Annotated in this window: 15 protein-coding genes, 5 pseudogenes and 1 riboswitch; of the genes and pseudogenes, 5 read left to right on the top strand and 15 right to left on the bottom strand. The window is 31.4% G+C overall.

The annotated features are described in order from the left end of the window. Positions 1 to 9: 9 nt before the first annotated feature. Positions 10 to 962: pseudogene (locus DYE57_RS06375) on the top strand (asparaginase). 180 nt (positions 963 to 1,142) lie between these two features. Here the strand turns inward: DYE57_RS06375 and ypdA are convergent. The 4 genes from ypdA to DYE57_RS06355 all read right to left on the bottom strand — a co-directional run bounded on the left by ypdA (position 1,143) and on the right by DYE57_RS06355 (position 6,240). Further along, complete coding sequence (gene ypdA, locus DYE57_RS06370) at positions 1,143 to 2,129, bottom strand: bacillithiol disulfide reductase YpdA (RefSeq protein ID WP_115313321.1); 987 nt, start codon at positions 2,127 to 2,129, stop codon at positions 1,143 to 1,145. A gap of 166 nt (positions 2,130 to 2,295) precedes the next feature. After that, the gene (gene ebpS / locus DYE57_RS06365) at positions 2,296 to 3,753 is read right to left on the bottom strand and encodes an elastin-binding protein EbpS (protein WP_115313320.1); all 1,458 of its coding nucleotides are present in this window, start codon (positions 3,751 to 3,753) and stop codon (positions 2,296 to 2,298) included. A 158-nt stretch (positions 3,754 to 3,911) separates the two neighbouring features. After that, the gene (locus DYE57_RS06360) at positions 3,912 to 5,291 is read right to left on the bottom strand and encodes a RecQ family ATP-dependent DNA helicase (RefSeq protein WP_115313319.1); all 1,380 of its coding nucleotides are present in this window, start codon (positions 5,289 to 5,291) and stop codon (positions 3,912 to 3,914) included. Next, positions 5,281 to 6,240, bottom strand: coding sequence for a YpbB family protein (locus DYE57_RS06355; RefSeq protein WP_115313318.1), 960 nt, complete (start codon positions 6,238 to 6,240; stop codon positions 5,281 to 5,283). The genes DYE57_RS06360 and DYE57_RS06355 overlap by 11 nt, the downstream gene beginning before the upstream one ends. Before the next feature lie 108 nt (positions 6,241 to 6,348). Here DYE57_RS06355 and DYE57_RS06350 point away from each other — a divergent pair, with 108 nt between their 5' ends. Next, the gene (locus DYE57_RS06350; protein ID WP_017637952.1) at positions 6,349 to 6,597 is read left to right on the top strand and encodes a ferredoxin; all 249 of its coding nucleotides are present in this window, start codon (positions 6,349 to 6,351) and stop codon (positions 6,595 to 6,597) included. 141 nt (positions 6,598 to 6,738) lie between these two features. Here the strand turns inward: DYE57_RS06350 and DYE57_RS06345 are convergent, their stop codons facing one another. The 6 genes from DYE57_RS06345 to DYE57_RS06320 form a co-directional block, all read right to left on the bottom strand. Continuing rightward, entirely contained in the window at positions 6,739 to 7,278 is a 540-nt protein-coding gene (locus tag DYE57_RS06345) for an ECF transporter S component (protein WP_115313317.1), read from the bottom strand. 64 nt (positions 7,279 to 7,342) lie between these two features. Continuing rightward, a riboswitch (FMN riboswitch) is annotated at positions 7,343 to 7,483 on the bottom strand. 129 nt (positions 7,484 to 7,612) lie between these two features. After that, positions 7,613 to 9,373 (bottom strand): ATP-binding protein, encoded by a 1,761-nt coding sequence (locus tag DYE57_RS06340; RefSeq protein WP_115313316.1) that lies wholly within the window; start codon positions 9,371 to 9,373, stop codon positions 7,613 to 7,615. After that, positions 9,357 to 10,082 (bottom strand): response regulator transcription factor, encoded by a 726-nt coding sequence (locus DYE57_RS06335; RefSeq protein WP_115313315.1) that lies wholly within the window; start codon positions 10,080 to 10,082, stop codon positions 9,357 to 9,359. The genes DYE57_RS06340 and DYE57_RS06335 overlap by 17 nt, the downstream gene beginning before the upstream one ends. A 135-nt stretch (positions 10,083 to 10,217) precedes the next feature. Then, positions 10,218 to 10,955, bottom strand: a complete 738-nt coding sequence (locus DYE57_RS06330; RefSeq protein ID WP_115313314.1) for a pseudouridine synthase — start codon at positions 10,953 to 10,955, stop codon at positions 10,218 to 10,220. Then, the gene (gene scpB, locus DYE57_RS06325) at positions 10,948 to 11,490 is read right to left on the bottom strand and encodes an SMC-Scp complex subunit ScpB (RefSeq protein ID WP_115313313.1); all 543 of its coding nucleotides are present in this window, start codon (positions 11,488 to 11,490) and stop codon (positions 10,948 to 10,950) included. The genes DYE57_RS06330 and scpB overlap by 8 nt, the downstream gene beginning before the upstream one ends. Beyond that, positions 11,483 to 12,214, bottom strand: coding sequence for a segregation and condensation protein A (locus tag DYE57_RS06320; RefSeq protein WP_165417876.1), 732 nt, complete (start codon positions 12,212 to 12,214; stop codon positions 11,483 to 11,485). Before DYE57_RS06320 ends, scpB begins: the two co-directional genes overlap by 8 nt. Before the next feature lie 97 nt (positions 12,215 to 12,311). Between DYE57_RS06320 and DYE57_RS06315 the strand changes: the two are divergent. Next, positions 12,312 to 12,843, top strand: a pseudogene (locus DYE57_RS06315) (DUF309 domain-containing protein). 57 nt (positions 12,844 to 12,900) lie between these two features. On the opposite strand, the gene xerD reads toward DYE57_RS06315, so the two are convergent. From xerD to DYE57_RS06300, 3 genes are all read right to left on the bottom strand, one after another. Continuing rightward, complete coding sequence (xerD, locus tag DYE57_RS06310) at positions 12,901 to 13,788, bottom strand: site-specific tyrosine recombinase XerD (RefSeq protein ID WP_115313311.1); 888 nt, start codon at positions 13,786 to 13,788, stop codon at positions 12,901 to 12,903. 66 nt (positions 13,789 to 13,854) lie between these two features. Beyond that, the gene (fur, locus tag DYE57_RS06305) at positions 13,855 to 14,304 is read right to left on the bottom strand and encodes a ferric iron uptake transcriptional regulator (protein ID WP_115313310.1); all 450 of its coding nucleotides are present in this window, start codon (positions 14,302 to 14,304) and stop codon (positions 13,855 to 13,857) included. A gap of 104 nt (positions 14,305 to 14,408) precedes the next feature. After that, positions 14,409 to 14,951 (bottom strand): NUDIX hydrolase, encoded by a 543-nt coding sequence (locus DYE57_RS06300; RefSeq protein WP_115313309.1) that lies wholly within the window; start codon positions 14,949 to 14,951, stop codon positions 14,409 to 14,411. Positions 14,952 to 15,034: 83 nt separating this feature from the next. Between DYE57_RS06300 and DYE57_RS06295 the strand changes: the two are divergent. Then, a pseudogene (locus DYE57_RS06295) lies at positions 15,035 to 15,938 on the top strand (aldo/keto reductase). A 137-nt stretch (positions 15,939 to 16,075) separates the two neighbouring features. Here DYE57_RS06295 and DYE57_RS06290 read toward each other — a convergent pair. Beyond that, positions 16,076 to 16,875 (bottom strand): annotated as a pseudogene (locus DYE57_RS06290) (SDR family NAD(P)-dependent oxidoreductase). Positions 16,876 to 17,020: 145 nt separating this feature from the next. On the opposite strand from DYE57_RS06290, the pseudogene proC reads away from it, so the two are divergent. Continuing rightward, a pseudogene (gene proC, locus DYE57_RS06285) lies at positions 17,021 to 17,836 on the top strand (pyrroline-5-carboxylate reductase). A gap of 49 nt (positions 17,837 to 17,885) precedes the next feature. Here the strand turns inward: proC and rnz are convergent. Beyond that, positions 17,886 to 18,806 (bottom strand): ribonuclease Z, encoded by a 921-nt coding sequence (rnz, locus tag DYE57_RS06280; protein ID WP_115313308.1) that lies wholly within the window; start codon positions 18,804 to 18,806, stop codon positions 17,886 to 17,888. Positions 18,807 to 19,213 lie beyond the last annotated feature (407 nt).

Below are 19,213 nucleotides of genomic sequence, written 5' to 3'. Positions count from 1 at the left end.
GGAAAGTCAATGAAACAACTCCTTGTTATACATACTGGTGGAACAATGAGTATGTCTCAAGATTCCTTGAATAAAGTGATTACTAATAAAGAAAATCCAATTTCACAACATCAAGATATTATTAAGCAATATGCCTAATGTCGATGAAATAAATTTGTTAAATGTTCCGTCTCCATGTATGACGATAAAAAATGTAATAAAACTTAGAGATAAGATTAATCAACGCGCTCACACACATAGATACGATGGATATGTGATTACGCATGGAACAGATACTTTAGAAGAGACTGTATTTTTATTAGATTTATTACTAGATATTAATGAACCTGTTGTTATCACAGGTGCGATGAGGTCATCAAATGAAATTGGGTCTGATGGCTTATATAACTTTATCTCTGCTATTAGAGTTGCTTCATCTAAAGATGCATCTCAAAAAGGAGTGATGGTGGTTTTCAATGATGAAATTCACACTGGTCGTACACACGTCGAATATTAATACGTTCCAAAGTCCCAATCATGGATCTCTTGGCGTACTAACTAATGAGAGAGTTCAATTTCATCATCATCCCTATCGTCAAATCGCTTTTCGAGATATAGATGAACAGTTACGTGTTCCACTAATTAAAGCTTATATGGGTATGGAAAGTGATCTTTTTGAATTTTACGCACAACAAAATATAGATGGATTAGTTGTTGAGGCTTTAGGCCAAGGGAACTTGCCTATGACTTGTTTAAGTGGACTCAAGCAATGTCTTGATAAAGGAATCCCTATTGTATTAGTTTCAAGATCCTTTAATGGAATTGTTAGCCCGGTTTATGCATATGAAGGTGGAGGCGCAGCTTTATTTGATGACGGAGTTATCTTCTCAAATGGTTTAAATGGACCAAAAGCAAGACTGAAATTACTTGTAGGCCTAAGTCAACATATGACACACCAGCAATTAAAAGAGTACTTTGAGTAATAAAAAAAGTGTAGCTTACTTAGGCTAATAAGATTGGTTGATAAGGCTTAGAACAAAAACGAAATTTTATTCGAATAATGTTGTTTAAGAGCCTGTTTCTCTAATACAGTATTAGGGACAGTATTAAAATCTCATTAAAAATCGGTTTTAAGCAAGCTACTCTTTTATTTACATTAAATATTAAGATTCAAGTGGTGTTTGTTTTTTTCTAAGAATACTTTGAGTAATAATACCCCCATGGTATTTACCATTTTCAATGAAAATGGTATTAGCATCATTTCCCGCCGCAATAACTCCGGCAATGTAACAATTTTCTATATTTGTTTCGTAAGTTTCTCTATTATATACAGGTGCAGTTCCATATTCATTAGTATTAATTTCAATACCCATAGAATTTAAGAAATCATAATCAGGATGATAACCAATCATTGCAAATACGTAATCATTAGCAATCTTAATGGTACGACCGTTCTTTTCATAAGTTACGGTATCCTCAGTAATTTGGGTCACATTAGCATTGAACTCCATAATTATTTTTTCATGATTTACTAATGATTCGAAATTGGGTAATATCCATGGTTTTATTGCTTTAGGATATCTTTCTCCACGGTATAAAACAGTAACATTAGCACCAACTTTTTCTAATTCTAAAGCAGCATCTACTGCAGAGTTTTTACCTCCAATGATAACCACATTTTGATTGAAATATGGATGTGCTTCTTTAAAGTAATGGAATACTTTTGGTAATTCAGCACCATCAACTTCGAGTGTATTATGTTGACCATAATAACCTGTAGCAACTGTTAGATATTTACATTCATAAACATTTTTAGTGGTAGTAATAGTAAATTTATTATCTATTTTTTTCACTGTCAAAACTTCTTCGAATGGATGGATGTTAAGTTGATGATGTTTGACCACTTCTCTATAGTAAACGAGTGCTTGATTTCTTTTTGGTTTACTTTCTTCAACTATAAACGGAATATCTCCAATACTTAATTTATCACTTGAAGAAAAGAATGTTTGGTGTGTCGGATAATTATAGATAGATTCAACTACATTTCCCTTTTCTATAACTAGTGTTTCTATGCCTTTCTTTTTTTGTTCAATAGCTGCACTTAAACCGCATGGACCACCACCAATAATTATGCTTTCTATTCTTTGCATGATTTACCCTCCTTTAATCACCAAATTATTATATCAGTTATTACGTCTTTTAGCTAAGTGAAAAGTATTTAATGGTTATATGAGATTTATTGTTATACAAAAATGCCTCAGGACGGATATATAGTCATCCATCTGAGGCATTTAATAAAATCAGTCTTAATTAAACTTATTGTTGTGGAATTACTAATGTTTGTCCATCATGAATATTATTACTACTTAATCCATTTGCTTGTTTGATTTTGTCTACATTAGCTTGAGTTCCTGCTCCATAGTATTGGATGGCGATGCGATATAAGTTTTCTTGACCATTGACTATATGTGATTGTTGTCCTTGATTTCTTTGTTGACCATTTGTATTTTGGTTAGCATTACCATTGTTTTGTTGGTTATATTGACCTTGGTTATTTGTTGTGTTGTTTTGGTTAGCGTTAGTTGTAGAGTCGCCACCATTTGTATCATTACTTGTTGTTCCACTATTAGTGTTATTAGCATTAGAGTCTTTTGATTCGTTTTTATCAGAAGAAGATTGTTTATCTTTATTTTTATCGCTAGTAGATTTATCTTTTTCATTATTCTTTTTATCTGAGTCTTTTTTACTTTGATCAGATACTTTGTTTTCATCGTTCTGGCTATTATGATGATTATTAAGCACCATACCACCAAAAATTGCAATTGCTCCGAGAATAAGAATTGCTGCAATGAGAGGTAGCAAAATCTTCATTAATCCGTCTTTTTTCTTATCGTTATTATCATTGCTTCTATGATTATAGTCATGTTCATCACGATTTAAATTTCTATGATTGTGTTGATTAGAATTTTTATGTTTATTGTGCTCATGTTTAGCTACACCAGCAGCGCTCGCCGCACCTGCAACACCTGTACCTACAGCTGTAGCTTTTTTACTTTTATCTGATTTTTTATCATGATTATGATGGTCTTCTTTTCGTTGATGCGCATCTTGCTGATTGTCCTTTTTATCGTGATGATGTTTAGCTATACCAGCCGCACCTGCCACTTTCTTACCTTTGTTAGATTTGGAATTGTTGTCTCGTAAATCATGAGATTCTGATGGTTGTTGTGAATCTTTGATAATTTCATCTTGATGTAAACATTTTTGACTGCCATTGTTTTTATTACTATCATCATATTGTATGTTATCAGTTTTAGGTCCCGGTCTACGTTGCCCTTGATTAGCTTCAGTTGAGTGTTGAGAGCCAGCACTAGCAGCTCCGCCTGCAATCGTAGCATCTTCACCAGTTGACATTCTATCATCCTGTGAATGACTTTGGTGATGTTTATGATTATCATGATTTAAATCATGATAATTATTATTATGTAGTTGAGATTCGTCATAACGGTCATCTAAAGAACCTTCATGTTCTCTTGATTTATCATCGCGTTGTGCTTGATTATCTTCGTGATGCTTGTTTTGGTTTGTAGCGGTGTCTCTTCGTCTTTTACGACGTTGTGCATTTCTAGGTGGGAAATGTTGGTTAGATTTATCCTCTACATCATTATTATTTTCATTTGTTTCTTGTTCTTCATTTAAGTGTTTATTATGCTCTTCTGGATCGATTGATTGACGATTCTTTTCAAAATCATCTTTAAAATTATTGTTAGACACAAGCATCATCCTTTCTATTTTTTAAATTTTTAATAACTTAATATTTTATATACCCTCGAAATGTGTAAATATGTATTAATTTTAAAATTATTTAGCACTTTTAAGTTGGGTTTACATATTGATTATAGCTTGTTAAAAATCTTTAAGTAAAGCGATAGCTAGACTTCAAATAAATTTTGAAGCTTTTCTTTATAAGTAAGTTGACGTTTCACCTTTTTATGATTAAATATTTTGATTTGTTCAAGTTGTGTATCTTTATCACAACATTGTTTTGGTTTAATTGGATATTCACCAAAAAACTCAAGTAAATACTGACGCCGGCATTGATCTAAACTAGTATAACCTATCATTCTAGTGTAGCCCATTCGTTTACGATGATAAGACTTTTTAAAAATATCTCTTAATTTTGCAATGTTAAATCTGGAATATAGGGTTTGCAAAATATCTTTCTTATCAGGTGGTAAAAAGTTTCCGAGTTCAAACATGGAAATATCTTCGTCTGTAATCATATCGGTAAATAACAATGTTTCCAAAATAAACCTATCATCTGGTTGATACAAACTAATTGCTTGACTTTGAATGCTATCACGACCAGCGCGACCAATTTCTTGCAAATAGTTTGATGGGCTTGAAGATAAATGAAAATGAATGACTGTACATATATCTTTTTTATTAATGCCCATTCCAAAGGCACTTGTAGCAACAATGACCGGTATATCATTATTCAAAAATTGTTGTTGTACTGTCTGTCGTTCTTGATAACTTAAATCGCTATGATAAATTCCTGTTAAAAATCCCGCTTCGTATATGAGCCTTGCTAATTCTAAGCATCTCTTTTTTGATGATACATATATAATTGTAGGACCAGAGTATGTGAGAAAAGGAATGAGCCAATCAATTTTTTCATTATCATCACTAAAATTCATATGCTGTAAGTTGATATTGTCTCTATTCATACTTTTCTTTATTACATTAAGCTTTACATTTAGAATATCGGATAAATCTTCTTCTAAATGCGGTGGTGCGGTGGCAGTTAAAGCGAGAGCCGTTGCGTTTCTATAATGGTCAATCACTTTACCTACTAGAGCATAATGTGGTCTAAAATCATACCCCCACTCTGATAAACAATGTGCTTCGTCCAATACGATTAAACCGAAATCGATGTTTGAGATTAACTTGAAATTTTGAGATTGTAATAAATATTCAGGACTTAAATAAATAAAACGACTGTGGGGAATGCGTTTGATATTATTATTTTTTTCAACTTCATCCATTCCTGAATGTACATAAGTTACATGATTTTCACCATTTAATTTCATTTGCATCACTTGATCATCCATCAATGAAATTAACGGTGAAATCACTAAAGTCGGTTTTTCTAAAATGTATGTTGGAAGTTGATAACATAAACTTTTACCACTGCCTGTGGGTAAAATACCTAATGTATGATGACCATCAATAACGCTTTGAATAATTTCCTCTTGTCCATCTTTAAAAGTATCAAACCCAAACCACTGTTTTAGCTTATCATTGAGCATTTAACTCACCTCGTTCTATTCCGACAATTGCTAACTTGATTTGAAAATAAGACAAGTTCTCAAAATTATCTTTATAGACTCTTAATCGTTCACCCTTATGATTAAGATAATAATTTTTAAATAGTTGCAGCCAAGATTCCTCTATATAGGAATAATAATGATTTGAATATCCTTTTATAAAAATTTCTAGTATGTGGTCTTCAATAGTATTTAATTTAACGTTTTGAAGATTTGAAATATCTTTCATATTGATACCTGAAGATAACTTTTGGTAACTTATGTATGTTTGATTGAGTAAAGGCGGTAAGATAATCGTTTGTGATAAAATTGGATATTTAGATTTATCCTCTATTTCATTTACGACATCTATGAGTTGATTCATCTCTAATTCATAAAGTTCAGACTGTTTAATTCCTTCTATCAAACTAATTTGTTGGCGTGTATACATAGGCTCTTCGTAACCCTGTAAATAATAGTGAAGATAACTATGTTCGCTATTTGTATCTAAAGCATCAAACAGCTTATAAACTTCTTCAATTAGCGCACCTTCTAAATTTGTTTTTTTAACTGAAGCATAGAGATGCTTAACTTTTTTTTGAATGAAAGTGTTTTGTACGACTGGAATAAATTTAAATGTACCTTTACGTATGTTTGATAAAGTTTGAATGAGCAATTGAATGCAACTGAAAGTTTGAGCAAAACTATCATATGTATAACGTGGATGAGTTTTTATTGGAAATTGATTGTTAAAATCATCCTTTTGGAGTATAAATTGCTCAAAAGTTGCATACTTTAAGTTGGGCAAACTATGATATAATGACAAAAGTTGCTGGCTTGAAGCATCGAAAAACGTTTGATGTGATTTCTTGCCTATTAAAATATTATAAATGCTTTTATTTGTTTTATAGTTAAATGCATGATTGATGGCATATGATAATATATGATACAAATTAAACCCTCACTCTATGAAACGAATATATTGAAATGTAAATTGTCGATAATTACAATTGTATTTGCAATACTAGTGTAGCATTTTTATTAAAGGAGGCGAATGAAAATGGCTAAATATACAATCGTTGATATGGATACTTGTATAGCATGCGGTGCGTGTGGTGCAGCTGCTCCAGATATTTACGATTACGACGATGAAGGTATTGCATACGTAATCCTTGATGATAACCAAGGGACTGCTGAAGTGCCTGAAGAGTTATATGAAGATATGGAAGATGCACTAGAAGGTTGTCCAACTGATTCGATTAAAATTGAAGAAGAACCATTTGATGGTGACGCTCTTAAATTTGAATAATGTATAGAATTGAGACAATGCCTAGTCTCAATTCTTTTTAATGATAAATGTATTTAAATATGTAATATAGCATTATACATTTAGTGAAACAAACACTCCCAATACTCTTGGTTGATGAACTTTGGGATTGAGAGTGTTTATTTATTTTAATATACTTTTTAATCTACGATATAAAAGTACGAAAATAATTGAGATGACAATACCTTTGATGATATTGAACGGAATTACACCTGAAACAATGACTATTTTTATATTTTTAAGTACATCTCCTAAATTAAAAATCATGCCATATAAAGGTAATAAAACGAAATAATTTAAGATACTTAGTACAATGGTCATTACAATTGTTCCAATAATTAATCCATAAATCATTGCTTGCGTGGATTTTTTGTTTTTATAAACAAAATATGCAGATAATAAGAAACTCATACCTGCTAAGAAATTTGCTACGGGTCCTACAGGATCACTCATGTTAAATAAGAAATTCAAAATATTTTTAATGAGAGTAACAATGACACCTGCTATAGGTCCTAAGATAAAAGTAGCAAGTAAAGTTGGAACATCACTAAAGTCAAGTGTTAAATACGGTGGCAAAAATGGTAGTGGAAATTTGATAAAAGTCAACACGAACGCGACCGCACTTAACATACTAGTAGTCATAAGGCGTTTATTTTGTTGCATATATTCAATTTTCTCCTTTCATTCATCTTGTTCAGAAAAGGAGGAAATTTGCACAACAAAAGACCTCCATCTTCTCCCATCCAGACTATACTGTCGGCTTCAGACTCTCACTGAATCAAGAAATACGTATGAAATTTACATTCGTATATCGTCGCAGGCTTTAATTACTGCCGGTTGGGAATTGCACCCTACCTCGAAGATGAATTTGTAATGATTTTATTTAAAATTTATTTTACACGATTAACGTAGTAAACTCAATTACTCTGCTTAATATTACTAAAAAACAGGATGAATACGTTATGATGAATTCATCCTGTTTTTTATTGATATTTTATTAATTTTCTAACTTAGGTTTAGGTAATTTAATTATGAATGTAGTTCCTCTACCTAATTCACTTTCCACTTCTATTGAACCGCCATGTTCTTCGATAATCATCTTACAGATGAAGAGACCTAAACCAGTTCCTTGTTTACCGCGCTTACGTGCAGCATCAACTTTATAAAAACGGTCAAATACTTGTTGTAGGTGTTCAGGAGCAATACCAGTACCAGTATCACTAATATAAAGTATGTTGTATTCTGAATCAGTTTCTGTAGTAACAGATATAGTATCTCCTGATTGAGTATACCTGGAGGCATTATCAATTAAATTAGTTAATACCTGATCCATTCTATCTATATCATATTCCCATAGTTGCTCTTCATTTCCAGGATCGAAATTCATGGCTAAGCCGAGATCCTCTCCTTGCATTCGGTACTTAGATTTCATTTTATCAAGTAATGGATGTATAGGTAAAATTTCCTTTTCAACAGATAAACCTTCAGCATCCATTCGGGCAACATTTAACAATTCATTAACCAGGCGATTTAGACGTTTGGATTCATCTAGTACGATAGCTAATGAATCACGAATTTCATCTGGTTCAGTGACAATACCGTCTACAATAGACTCAGTATAACCTTGTAATAATGAAATGGGTGTGCGCAGATCATGAGATACATTCGCTATAAAGTCTTTTTTCATTTGATCTAAATTGTGTTCATTTGTCATATCACGGATAATCATTACGATACCGCTTCTTCCGTTAGGCTGAATACGGCCGATATAACTAGAAATAAATACATAATATCTTGTATTTATTTCTAGTTCTAAAAATTCGGTTTCCTTAGACTTAAATGTAGCTTCAATTTGTTGCTCGATGGATTCTTTTGAAAAATCATCAATATGTTGAATAATATCATCAGCCATTTTATTAGATAAAATAATTTCTTTTTGGTTGTTGATACCTAAGACACCTTCTACCATAGAATTTAACAATGTATCTCTGATATTTTTTGAGGAAGAAAGTGCCTCAATATGTTCTTGAATTTCGTAGTTCATATTATTGAAAGCACGCGATAAGTCGCCTATTTCATCATTAGTTGTAACGGATGAAATTTGGCTATAATCACCTTCAGAGACTTTTTGAGCTTGAGTCTTTAATTGTCTCAAAGGTTTAGTGATTTTGTTGGATAAAAAGAACGCGAAAATCGTACTTGCCGTAATAAAAATTATAGCTGTAATTAGTATGATAATAGTAATGACATTATTAGTATCTTCGATAGATTTTAAATCTTTAAAGATAAAAACACTACTATATTTACTATGAGAATCTTTTTGAGCTTTCATTGGATAACCCAAAAGTATATAAGATTGGGAATTATTATTAGTTTTAATAGTGACGTTTTGAGTTTCATATTCACCTTTGTCAAATATCTTTTTAAATTTACTGCTTTTTTTAATTTCATTAAACATTTGAATTTTAGTATTTTTATATGATGAATCTGGTTTGTCGTCCATATCGCTCATAATAATAAGTCCGCCTTGATTGTCAATAAGTGTTTGGCTATTTTGAATAGCAAGGGATTTGTTTTTAGATTCCTCTACAAGTGAACTAATTCTTTTGGCATCTTCTTTAATGGAATTTTCCGTTTCTTTCGTAAAATAATATTGAATAAATGTAATTAAAGATACACTTAATAAAATTAAAACTGTCGCCACTATTAAAATAATAGTTAACCACAGTTTTATAACGACACTATTTAGTCGGTTCATCGCTAGCTTTAACCTCAAATTTGTAGCCCACGCCCCAAACAGTTTGTATCATTTGAGCAGCGTCGTTTGATACTCGATTAAGTTTTTCTCTTAACCGTTTTACGTGCGTATCAACAGTACGCAAGTCACCATAAAATTCATAGTGCCAAACTTCTTTAAGTAATTGTTCACGATCAAACACTTTATTAGGTGTTTTAGCTAAATAAATAAGTAATTCATATTCTTTAGGCGTTAAATTAACTTGCTCGTTATCAGCGAGTACTCTATGTGCATCATTGTCTATAACTAAATGATTAAATTCAATGATATCACGTGCATGTGGTTCACTTTGTTCTGAGTTTGCACTTTGAGTACGTCTTAATAAAGCTTTAACTCTTAATACGACTTCTCTAGGTGAAAATGGTTTAACTATATAATCGTCAGCTCCAGATTCAAATCCTTCAACGCGATTTGTCTCTTCACCTTTAGCCGTTAACATAATGATTGGTGTATCTTTATGTTCTCTGAGTTTAGAAGCTACTTCGATGCCGTCCATCTCAGGAAGCATTAAATCTAAAAGAATGCACGCATAGTTATTTTCCATAGCAAGTTCATAAGCTTCCTTGCCATCGCTTGCTTCATGAATTTCAAAAGATTCTCTCTCTAGATATAATTTAAGTAATCTTCTGATTCTATCTTCATCATCAACGATTAAAATTTCGTTAGCCATATTTTCTAATACCTCCTACACATGCTGTTAAAATCCATTTGTTATTATAGCATAGGTTAAACAAATTGAGTGTTATTTAAATAAAACCTTGTGAAAAAATTATCAATATAAATGGTAAAAACATATTTTTAGTGTTTATTTACCATTTTCTGCCATATGCCTCAACGTTTTTACTTCATGAGGTGTTAGCACTCGGCCTTCACCTGCATTTAGACCTTTTAAATCCAATGGGCCAAATTGTATACGTGTTAATTTATTGACTTGATGCCCGAAATACTCAAACATTCGTCGAACCTGTCTATTTCTTCCTTCACTAATAGTAATTTCAACTAATGTTGTATTTTTCTCTTTATCTTGCTTTTTAATCTTTACTTGTGCTGGTTGTGTAAATCCATCTTCTAGTTCAATACCCTTTTCTAATTCTTTAACTTCTTCTCTCATTAAATAACCTTTTAATTTTGCCACATATTTCTTTTTAATATGATAACGTGGATGGGTCATTAAGTTAGTAAATGCTCCATCATTAGTTAAGAGTAAAACACCTGAAGTATCATAATCAAGCCGACCTACAGGATAAATTCGTGCCTCAATATCTTCAAAATAGTCTGTCACAACTTTACGTCCACGATCATCTGAGACGCTAGTAATGACTTGAGTAGGTTTGTAAAATAAAATATATATTTTATCTTCTTGTTCTATTTTGATGCCTTCAACCTCGACGTTATCTGATGGATTCACTTTAGTACCAAGTTCTATTACAATTTTACCATTAACTTTAACTTTACCTTCAGAAATCAGCGCTTCAGCTTTACGACGTGACGTGTAGCCACTATTAGCTATTCTCTTTTGTAATCTTTCTTGTTCTTTACTCATTTGAATCTCCCTTTTGATTAACTAAAAGACTAAAGAATTCATCCATTTCTGCATCATCTTCTTCAGTCGTTGGTAATTCATCTAAATTAGTAATTCCAAATACATTTAAAAATAAATCAGTAGTTAAAAGATGATGACTTCTAGAATAATCAACATCTTTAGCTTCTACTAAGCCTCTTGCAATCAATGTTTTAACAGCTCCGTCTGAATTAATACCACGAATCATTTCGATATCACCACGAGTTAATGGTTGATTATAAGCAATAATTGAGAGAGTTTCCATTGCTGCTTGGGATAACTTCATTTTTGATTTTTGTTGAATTAATTGTTCTATGTATGATGAAGCTTCCTTTTTAGTAGTTAAAACAATCGTCGTACCAAATTTTTGAATAACTAATCCACGAGATTCATAAGAATCAATTAAACAATCAAGTTGTTTTACATTAATATCGAGAATATTAATGATTTGCTGTTGATCTAAACCTTCATCACCAGAAGTATAAAGTAGTGCTTCTAATATTTCGAGATTATCCAATGTTGTAATTCACTCCTCTAATGATATCAATGTCATCGAATTGGTTTCGTTGACTAATGTTAACAATGCCTACTTTAGACATTTCTAAAATTGCTAAAAAGTGTGTCACTACTTGTTCAACTGGTTCATGAAAAGTGAATAAACTAAAGAAATTAAACGACTCATTGTCTTTTAAACGCTCATTGACTTGTTCTGTAGCTTGTCGAATCGTAAATGTTTCTTTTTTAATCTCTACAGATTTAGATGTATTGAGTTCAACTCTATTTTTTACTCTTTGATATGCAACGATGAGGTCCGTAAGTTCAATCGTTTGATTTGGATCCCAAGATTCATCAGTTTCAAGATGAGATAAATCGGTTGGGTGTTTTGTGAAATAATGATCGCGTTCTTCTTTCATATTTTTCAAAATTTTAGTATATTCTTTATAGTTTTGATACTCAATTAATCGACCCACTAAATCTTCTCGAGGATCATCCTCAATATCATCTTCTACACTCGTTTGAGGTAGTAACAATTTACTTTTTATCATTAATAATTCTGATGCCATGACTAAATACTCACTTGCAATGTTAATTTCAAGTTGATTCATCGCATGAACATATTGCATGTATTGTTCAGTTAAAGCTTTCATTGGGATATCATAAATATCAATCTCAAATTTTTGGATTAGATGCAGTAACAAGTCTAATGGACCGTTAAATGCATCAAGTTTTACTTCATACATCTTATCTACCTCAATATCATGTTGCATCTCAAGTGCATATTTCACAAAAGTATTATAGCATGAATGCATATAACTTTTAAAATATGGGTGAAATGGAATGGAAGATTTTTTAATAACTTTTTATTATCAATTTCATAAACAGCAACATTATTTTTTATGTCACGACATTTTAGAAGAAGCTTGGAAAGGTCAGCCTACTTTTCCAAAAGGGATGCTATAGTTAGCTTAATTTTATTTACAACAGCGAATTATCATTACCGGCGAGGAATACAAAAGGTGCATTAAAGTCACTTAAAAAGGCTTTAGAAATTATTCATCATGCAAAAGAAAGTCAACGATTGCATCTCAATATTGATGTTTATCGGCAATTAATAAAAAGTGAAATTGCGGCAATTAAAGAAAATCGTACTTTTATACCTGTGAAATTACCTGTAGATAAAATGTTTAATGATCAAATTAAACATGTATATTCAGATTATCGGTTTACGCCTTTTATTGTCTCCAAACCTTATATTGTTCATCACCATCTGAAAAGAGATCGTACATCGGTAATTCATGAAAGAGAAAGAGCGAAGTCTTTAAGACGAAATCAACTGAAGACGTCCAATAATACATTAAAAGACCAATGAGTATATGACTTCATGTTGAAAAATATACGCAAAGGTCTTTTTAATCGTAATTAAATTTTATGTTCTAGGATGAAATTGATTATACATTTTCCTAATTTGAGATTTAGATACATGTGTATATAATTGTGTTGTAGAAATATCGGAATGTCCTAACATTTCTTGTACTGCCCGTAAATCTGCACCATTTTCTAAAAGATGTGTTGCAAACGAGTGTCTTAATGTATGAGGAGTTAAAGTTTTATTAATATTTGCTTTGATACCATATTGTTTAATCATTTTCCAAATACTCTGACGAGACAGTGGCTTGCCGTGCAAATTAAGAAATAACACTTTTGTCGCAGTCTGTTTTAGTAATTGTGGTCTTACATTTTCAATATAGATGGATAAATATTCTATAACAGTATCTCCAAGCGGTACGATTCTTTCTTTACTCCCTTTACCAAATACTTTCACGAATCCCATCATTATATTAACATCTTCTACTTCCAAATGGATGATTTCTGATACACGCATACCTGTTGCGTAAAGAAGTTCTAACATCGTACGATCTCGATAGCCATTGTTTTTGTTCAAGTCAGGTGTTTCTAATAATTGAATTACTTCTTCTACTTCTAGAACATCAGGTAATTTCTTTTCGTATTTAGGCGTTTCAATGAGAACTGTTGGATCTTTTGCAGCATACTTTTCTCTCAAAGCAAATTGGTGAAAACTTCGAATTGTTGAAATAAATCGTGCAAGAGATTTAAAAGATTGTCCCATATCAATGAGGTGTCCTAAACATTCTTGAATTAATTGTCTATCTACAAAATCGATATGTGATATTTTTCTCTCTTCTAAATATTCTTTATATTTTTTTAAGTCTCTTCGGTAAGCACCAATAGTATTACTACTCAACCCTTTTTCTATTTGAATAAAGTTTAAATATTCTTCTATAATCGTATCCATGTAAGCACCTCTATTGAAGCGGTGGCTTCTTTTATACTTGTTTATTATGCTTTTATACTTAAGATATTAGCCTTTCTTTTTAGTTTGGCATTCTGAACATACACCGTGAAAAGTTAAACGATGATCTAATATTTTAAAATTAAATTCATTCTCAACACGGTTTTCAACTTCTGGTAAAAGGTCTTCTTCTATTTCTTCAACTTTACCACATTCCATACATACAAGGTGATGATGAAAATGTTTAGCTCCTTCTTTTCTTAAGTCGAATCGAGCCACACCATCTCCAAAATTAATTTTATCGAGCACTTTAATTTCTGCTAATAATTCTAATGTTCTATATACTGTAGCTAAGCCAATTTCTGGTGCTCTATCTTTTACTTTTAGGTAAACATCCTCTGCACTAAGATGATCCTTCTCATTTTCAATTAAGACTCTAACTGTTGCCTCTCGTTGTGGAGTTAACTTATATGATGATTGTTGTAATTGTTGCTTCACGCGATTTAAACGTTCTTCCACGGAAGCCTCACTCCTCTACTAAGAATTATAATCATTTTAATTTAATATATGATACATTAAATAAAGTATCAGTATTCTCAATAAAAAGCAAGGAGAATTGACACTTATTTAAAATGATTATAATTTAATAATAGGTGTTGTAAAGCAAGTATTGTTTTTGCATCTGCAATTTCTTTATTATCAAGTATTGATTTAACGTCTTTAATTGGTAATTTATGTAGTTCGACAAACTCGTCTTCATCTAAATTCATTTCTCCTTCAGTCAACTGATTTGCAAAGTAGATAGTTAACTTTTCGCTTGAAAATCCTGGAGATCCATACATGTCAGTGATTAACTCTAAGTCTGAAGCGATATATCCTGTTTCTTCTTGTAATTCACGTTTAGCAGCCTTTATCCGGTCTTCACCACTTTCAAGTTTTCCTGCTGGAATTTCAAGCAAAGGTTTTTCAATAGGTTTTCTAAATTGTTTCACTAAAAGAACTTCATTTTCAGGTGTAACTGCACAAACAGCCACTGCGCCATTATGGTAAATAAGTTCACGTTTAGATGTACTTCCATTGGGTAATTCAACATCGTGTACTTCTAAACCAATAATTTTGCCATTATAAATAACTGTTCTATCAATTGTTTTTTCAAATAATCTCATAGTATAAACACGTTCCTTTGATTTATATTCATAAATTGATAAACTAAATTCGTCAGTTAAAGTGTATCGAAAGGAGACAAGACATGCAAAAAAATTTTTTAAAAAGTGGTATCGAAATTTCTGAACTTGGTTTAGGTTGTATGAGTTTAGGTACGGACTTTAATAAAGCACAGCCTATCATTGAAAGTGCGATTGAGAATGGTATTACATACTTTGATACAGCAGATATTTATGATCAGGGTATTAATGAAGAAATTATAGGAAAGGCTTTAAAAAAATATCAATATCGTGATGATATCGTAATCGGTACGAAAGTTGGTAATCGACTAACTGACGTTGGAAACATTACATGGGATCCTTCTAAGAAACATATTAAAGAGGGAATTAAAGGATCGTTAAAACGTTTAGCATTAGACTATATTGATTTATATCAACTACACGGTGGTACAATTGACGATCCTCTGGATGAAACGATTAGTGCATTTGATGATTTGAAACAAGAAGGTCTTATTCGTGCATATGGTATCTCTTCGATACGCCCTAACGTCATAGATTATTATTTAAAACACAGTCAAATTGAAACACTAATGTCGCAATTTAATAGATAATAGACCTGAGTGTTTGTTAGATCGAGTGCATGATCAACAAGTGAAGGTCTTGGCTCGGGGTCCTATATTTAAGGGGTTATTAACTTCAAATAGTGTTGATATTCTTGACCAAAAATTTAAAGATGGGATTCTAGATTATACACATGATGAATTAGGTAGTACGGTAGCATCGATTAAAGAATTAGAAAGCAATTTAACTGCCCTCACTTTTAAATACCTTACTTCTCACGACGCAATGGGCTCAATTATAGCGGGTGCAAGCAGTGTTGAACAATTAGAAGAAAATGTACGAAATTATTATACAGATATTAGCTTAGATCAGATTAAATCAGCACGAGATAGAGTGAAAAATTTAGAATATAATCAACACTTAAAATAATTATATATTATGAATTTAGTGTTATATCCCCATTAAATGAGTAAATAAATCTTATTTAATGGGGATTCGTATATTCATTAAAAGTCAATTTTAACCTTGCTATAAGCTATAAATAAGAAGAAACAGAAATTATGAGTTTAGGTAATAAAAACAATGAGTCTTAAATTATTTAGAATCACTAATGATTTATTTCTAAATAGCCTCGGTAACAACCTTTCTAATGTTCTTGGGACAAGTTGATAAAATTTAAGCATATGATACATCCATTGTGGTTGATTAATTTCAATTTTATGTTTAAGTATACCTTCAACAATTTGTTGAGCCAATTGTTCTGGTTGAATCATAAGGTGTTTATATTTATTAAAATACGTTAAAGTTGGTTCTGCCTTTTTATGAAATGGTCTACTAATAGGGCCTGGATGTATAGTAAGACATTGAAAGATGGTTCTTCAAGTCTTAAAGTATTTAAAACTGCGGTAAATGCAGCTTTAGATGCACCGTAATGTGCTGCATTTGCTTGGGTAACAAACGCTGCCTGACTGGAAATTCCGACCACATGTGCACGTTTAACAAACTGCGGTTTCAAAACCTTATACAGTAAGTTAAAACTCAAAAGGTTAACATTATAGGTTTCTATCACTTCATCACTTGTATGGTTATCTAAAGATTTAAAATAGCCACCGCCTGAACTATAAATAAAACCATCGATAGGTTTTTTTATCATGGGTGCGATTTGATTGATATCTTCTCTAACTTGTAAATCGCAATAAAGAACATTTATCTGATTTAGGTTTGAATAAGTGAAATGAAGTTGTTTAAATTTTTCGACATTTCTAACGAGCAATGTGACTCGAGCATCTTTTTTTAGTAACTGATTAACAATAGCTAAGCCTAATCCACTTGTGCCACCTATAACAACAAAATGTTTACCAATCATAGTGAACTCCTTTTTCTTTAAAAATAAGCGTAAAATTTTAATGCGAGTGTGTAATATTACTTATTTATGATATGTGTTATAACACATAACTATAACTTTAAGCGAATATAATTGAATAATCAAAAATGAGGGTGATGTCGTTAATATGAAACTTGTATTCTATGGTGCTGGAAATATGGCACAAGCAATTTTTACTGGAATTATTAATTCGAATAATCTAAATCCTAATGATATCTATTTAACAAATAAATCTAACGAGTAGGCTTTAAAAAACTTTGCTGATGCGTTAGGTGTAAATTATAGCTATGATGATGAAGCTTTGTTAAAAAATGCAGATTATGTATTTTTAGGTACGAAGCCACATGATTTTGAAGATTTAGCAGACCGCATTAGAGACTATATTACTAAAGATAATCGTTTTATTTCTATCGTGGCAGGACTTTCTATAGATTATATACGTCAACAGTTAAATACTAATACTCCATTAGCTCGTATCATGCCAAATACAAATGCGCAAGTTGGTCATTCAGTTACAAGAATTAGCTATTCTAATAATTTTGGACCTAAATCAAAAGATGAAGTGAATGAATTAATTCACGCATTTGGTTCTGTTATTGAAGTATCAGAAGACCATTTACATCAAGTAACAGCAATTACAGGAAGCGGTCCAGCATTTTTATATCATGTTTTCGAATAATATGTAAAAGCAGGTACAGAATTAGGTTTGGAACAAGATCAAGTTGAAGAATCGATACGTAATTTAATTATAGGAACTAGTAAAATGATTGAACGGTCAGATTTAAGTATGGCGCAATTAAGGAAGAATATTACATCTAAAGGCGGAACAACTCAGGCAGGATTAGATGCATTATCACAATATGATATTGTATCTATGTTTGAAGATTGTTTAAGTGCAGCTGTCAATCGTAGTGTTGAGTTATCAAATAGAGACAATGAATAAATTAAAAAACGCTTTTCTCTCTCATATTATAAGGGAGAAAAGCGTTTATTTAAATCTTATAAGTATCAAAGTCTTTAACAAAGTAAAACTGAGGTATACCAGACTTTGACTTTAAATCATTATAAATGAGTTCAACATCTTCCATGTTATATCTATTACTAATATGTGTAATAAGACTCTTGCTTACATTTGCACGTTCGATTAATTTAAAGACATCATCAATGTGACTATGGTGATAATTATTTGCAAGTGTCTTTTCACCTTCTATATAAGTTGCCTCATGAATCATAATATCGGCATCTTTGGCTATGACATTTTCATTTTCACATGGTTTGGTATCTCCAAATATACTAATAATAGGTCCAGGTTTAGCCTTACCTTTAAAATCATCAGACTTATAAATAAAACCATTTTGCTCAAATGTATCTTGTAGCTTTACTTCTTGATATTTGGGTCCAGGTTCCAAACCGATATTTTTTAAAGCATCAGCATTTATTGTACCAGGTGTGGTTGGTGCTTCAATTCGATAACCATATGATGTAATACCGTGATTAAGTAATTCAGCTTGTACTGTAAAGCCTTTATGATGATAAGTTAATTGCTGGTTAATTTCAATATATGTAATTGGATAATTAAGATGTGATTCAGATAATTTTAAGGATGTTTCGATAAAATTTTGAATACCTTTAGGTCCGATTAAAGTGAGTGGTTTGTTTTCTCCACCCTGAAAAGAACGACTTGTCAACAATCCAGGAAGACCAAAAATATGATCACCATGCATATGGGTAATAAATATGTGATCAATTTTTCCTAACTTAATAGAGTGACGTAAAATTTGATGTTGTGTGCCCTCGCCTACATCAAATAACCAAACTGAATTTGAAAAGGGTTCTAGATTTAAAGCGATTGATTGTGTGTTTCTTTCTTTAGTCGGTAACCCTGCACTCGTACCGAAAAATGTAACTTCCATGCATGATCCTCCTTCTCTTTAATTATTCTATCATATGTAATGACATTTTCTATATTAAGAAATAGAATAGAAGTGTCTGTGATATTAAAACTATATGCAGAGTATTATTTTTGATAAGTCTATTTAAATGACGCTGTTACTTAATACGATTGTGGCGTAACATACATTATTATTTCTGTTATATAACTCACCCATTTAATAGGATATTAATTTTTCAAAAAATAAATTGTGCTTAATTCCAAGCAAATATGATGACCATAAGTGATGAATATCATATAATATAATAATCCAGTATAATGTTATATTTAATAAAAATAAAAGCATTATAGATGCGACAGGTAGAAGATGACGTAATCATTTATACATCAGTAAACTTGTCTCTAATAGAATTATAGTTAAAGACTTAA

Origin of the sequence: Staphylococcus saccharolyticus (genome assembly GCF_900458815.1) — a bacterium.
Classification (GTDB): Bacteria; Bacillota; Bacilli; order Staphylococcales; family Staphylococcaceae; genus Staphylococcus; species Staphylococcus saccharolyticus.
Note: the sequence above shows the minus strand (reverse complement) of the source record. Positions and strands in the feature narration are given on the sequence as shown.